The sequence below is a fragment of the Populibacterium corticicola genome (assembly GCF_042683685.1).
Taxonomy (GTDB): domain Bacteria; phylum Actinomycetota; class Actinomycetes; order Actinomycetales; family Cellulomonadaceae; genus Timonella; species Timonella corticicola.
Window position 1 is genome coordinate 1 of sequence record NZ_JBHUOP010000013.1, and the last position, 2,993, is coordinate 2,993.

The window sequence follows — 2,993 nt, forward strand, 5'->3', positions numbered from 1 at the left end:
TATCCGTGTCACGGATACGGCTCTCAGAAGCAGACAGGTTCTCCACTGCAACGTTGATGTTCTTGATCGTGTGCTCAAACCGGTTCTGGTAAGCACCCAACTCAGCACGAGCAGTCGACACAGCTTCGATCTGTCCATCAATTGCTTGAATCGAGAGTTGAGCGGCGTCGTGGGTTGAAACATCGAATCCGACAGTTGCGCTGTTGGAGGCATCGTCGGTAACGACCAGTGATGTCGAGACTGCTGAGACATTCGCGCTAGCAAGGTTCACGGTGATTGCCGAGGCAGTGTCACCATCAGCACCAACCTGGAAGTTCAGGTTGTAGGCCGCCGGTGCGGTGATACCTTCGCTTGCACCACCGTCAAGGAGCTTACGACCGTTGAAGTTGGTGGACTCCGCGATCCGGTTCAGTTCCTCAACAAGGCTCGTTGCCTCGGTGGTGATGTTCGCGCGTGCCTTGTCATTGTTCGAATCGTTAGCACCCTGAACAGCCAAGTCACGAAGACGCTGGAGGATCGCGTGAGTCTCAGTCAACGCACCCTCAGCAGTCTGAACAACCGAGATACCATCCTGAGCGTTACGACCAGCAACCTTCAAACCACCGATCTGCGAACGCAGACCCTCAGAGATTGCAAGACCAGCAGCATCATCAGCCGCACGGTTGATACGGAAACCCGACGAAAGTTTCTCAAGCGACTTCGACAGATCGTTTTGAGTGTTCGACAGGTTGCGGTACGAGTTAATCGCCGCAATGTTCTGGTTAATCGAAAGTCCCATTGTGAATCCTCCATGAATAAATGGGGCGGTGTTACTCTCGCACCATCCGTGGCACGAGGGTCTGTTACAGCCAACCCATCGGCGTAGCCTCACGCAACTTAAGAAAAACCTACGACGATTGTGGATGAAGAATCTGTGCCGGCAGGACGTGCGCGTCAAAGGCAACGGCGACTAAACACGAAGGGCGTTCCACTCGCAGTTGTGAGTGGAACGCCCTTCATAACGAAACAGTCCAAGACTGTCGCGTTCACTAGATCAGCGTAGGAGTGAAAGAACACCCTGAGGAATCTGGTTAGCCTGAGCCAACATCGCCGTACCAGCCTGAGACAGAATCTGGTTCTTGGTGAAGTTCATCATCTCCTGCGCCATATCCGTGTCACGGATACGGCTCTCAGAAGCAGACAGGTTCTCCACTGCAACGTTGATGTTCTTGATCGTGTGCTCAAACCGGTTCTGGTAAGCACCAAGCTCAGCACGAGCAGTCGAGACAGACTCAATCTGCGAGTCGATCAGCGCAATCGAGTCCTGAGCGTTCGCGTGCGAAGTCACATCGATCTTGTTTGCGTGCGTGGTTACGTTACCGTCTACGTCACGAACAGCGGCAGTAAACGCGGCAGCCACGCCCTGACCAAGGCTGGATGCGACATCTTTTACGTCTGCACTGGTCAGATCAACGGTGATCGCTGAAGCGGAGTCGCCATCAGCACCAACCTGGAAGGTCAGCGTCGTAGCGGATCCGGCACCGCCAAGGAGCTTGGTGCCATTGAAGTTGGTGGACTCCGCAATCCGGTCAAGTTCCTCAACAAGGCTGTCTACCTCGGTCTTGATGTTGTCGCGTGCCTTGTCATTGTTCGAATCGTTAGCACCCTGAACAGCCAAGTCACGAAGACGCTGGAGGATCGCGTGAGTCTCAGTCAACGCACCCTCAGCAGTCTGAACAACCGAGATACCATCCTGAGCGTTACGACCAGCAACCTTCAAACCACCGATCTGCGAACGCAGACCCTCAGAGATTGCAAGACCAGCAGCATCATCAGCCGCACGGTTGATACGGAAACCCGACGAAAGCTTCTCAAGCGACTTCGACAGATCGTTTTGAGTGTTCGACAGGTTGCGGTACGAGTTAATCGCCGCAATGTTCTGGTTAATCGAAAGTCCCATTGTGAATCCTCCATGAATAAATGGGGCGGTGTTACTCTCGCACCATCCGTGGCACGAGGGTCTGTTACAGCCAACCCATCGGCGTAGCCTCACGCAACTTAAGAAAAACCTACGACGATTAAGGGTGAAGAGTCTGCATGCTCACATATAAAACAGAGGGTGGTCCCGTTCATTCTGAATGAACGGGACCACCCTCCAAGAGATCAAACGGTTACCCGCTGGGCCACTGAGATCAGCGTAGGAGTGAAAGAACACCCTGAGGAATCTGGTTAGCCTGAGCCAACATCGCCGTACCAGCCTGAGACAGAATCTGGTTCTTGGTGAAGTTCATCATCTCCTGCGCCATATCCGTGTCACGGATACGGCTCTCAGAAGCAGACAGGTTCTCCACTGCAACGTTGATGTTCTTGATCGTGTGCTCAAACCGGTTCTGGTAAGCACCCAACTCAGCACGAGCAGTCGAGACAGACTCAATCTGCGCATCAATCGCCGCGATTGTAGCTTGAGCAGCGTTGTGGGAGGCAACGCTGAATGCTTCAGTCTCAAGGGTCAGTTCCCACTGGCCACCGTTGTCGGCGAGGTCTGCGCTAGCATAGCCGCGGGCCTCAAGCGCTGCCATAACGTCACTCGTGTCAGTGAGGTCTGCGGCTTCATCAGCAGTGATACCGTACGCGTTGACGATAGCGGCAAGAGCATCCGCCTCGCTGGTTCCAAACGCACGTACGATTTCCTTGCCTCCGGTTGTGAGGTCTGCGGAAATTTGGGAGACGTTCGCGTTGGCCAGGTCAACGGTGATTGCCGAGGCAGTGTCACCATCAGCACCAACCTGGAAGGTCAGCGTGGTGCCACCAGCACCATTGACGTCACCATTCAGAAGCTTGGTGCCATTGAAGTTGGTGGACTCCGCGATCCGGTTCAGTTCCTTGACAAGTGAGTCTGCCTCGGTCTTGATGTTGTCGCGTGCCTTGTCATTGTTCGAATCGTTAGCACCCTGAACAGCCAAGTCACGAAGACGCTGGAGGATCGCGTGAGTCTCAGTCAACGCACCCTCAGC

The 2,993-nt window shown here is 54.2% G+C and carries 3 protein-coding genes; all 3 read right to left on the reverse strand.

Annotated elements, in window-relative coordinates; all coding sequences use genetic code 11:
- Window positions 1–778: flagellin N-terminal helical domain-containing protein (locus ACFSYH_RS14875; RefSeq protein ID WP_377468251.1), on the reverse strand; the 778-nt coding region annotated here is incomplete at its 3' end.
- 255 nt (window positions 779–1,033) lie between these two features.
- Window positions 1,034–1,939, reverse strand: coding sequence for a flagellin N-terminal helical domain-containing protein (locus tag ACFSYH_RS14880; RefSeq protein WP_377468253.1), 906 nt, complete (start codon window positions 1,937–1,939; stop codon window positions 1,034–1,036).
- A 232-nt stretch (window positions 1,940–2,171) separates the two neighbouring features.
- The coding region (locus ACFSYH_RS14885) for a flagellin (protein WP_377468255.1) at window positions 2,172–2,993 on the reverse strand (822 nt) is incomplete at its 5' end.

What these genes read in the sequence shown, in the direction of transcription:
- ACFSYH_RS14880 (WP_377468253.1), bottom strand. Translation starts at nt 1,939, where the DNA reads ATGGGACTTTCGATTAACCAGAACATTGCGGCGATTAACTCGTACCGC.